At 71.2% G+C, this 528-nt stretch carries 1 protein-coding gene; it reads left to right on the top strand.

Going from position 1 to position 528, the window contains the following annotated elements; all coding sequences use genetic code 11:
- Nucleotides 1-66: 66 nt before the first annotated feature.
- The coding region (locus ACK4SE_RS14335; RefSeq protein WP_409694077.1) for a hypothetical protein at nt 67-528 on the top strand (462 nt) is incomplete at its 3' end.

Here is a 528-nt window from a genome sequence, read left to right as displayed (position 1 = left end):
GCTGCGCTGCAGCCGCACGGACCGCCGCTGCGTTGCGCCGCTCACTCGTCGCCCTGCAGCGTGGCGGTGAAGGGCAAGAAAAACCTGAATGCATCCCTGGAGGCGTTCGTGCAGGGCGAGACAGTGGAGTACGCGTGGGAGGTGGGGGCGGTGGAGGCGGAGGCGGCGGCGGCGGCGGCGGCGGAGCGGGGTCGGGAGGAAGGCACGCGTGACGGCGGCGCGGAGGAGCGAAAGGAGGCACCGGACAGGGCGCAGCAGGTGAAGCTACCCACCGTGAAGCAAGTCTCATTCTCCGCGCTGCCGCCCACCTTGGTGGTGCACCTGAAGCGCTTCGAGTATGACTTTGACACCATGCAACAGAAAAAGGTGCGCCGCACCCGCGCGCTGGTGCGCCCGCCGGCTCCGCGCCACTCACACCACCCGCGCGCCTGCCCTCGGCGCCCCAGCTGGATGACGCCTCCGAGTTCCCGCTGGTGCTCGACATGCAGCCGTACCCCCCCGAGGGCGTGCGGGCGGCGCGGGAGCAGC

Origin of the sequence: Brevundimonas sp., assembly GCF_046293315.1 — a bacterium.
Taxonomy (GTDB): Bacteria; Pseudomonadota; Alphaproteobacteria; order Caulobacterales; family Caulobacteraceae; genus Brevundimonas.
This window is presented reverse-complemented; position numbering and strand designations above follow the sequence as displayed.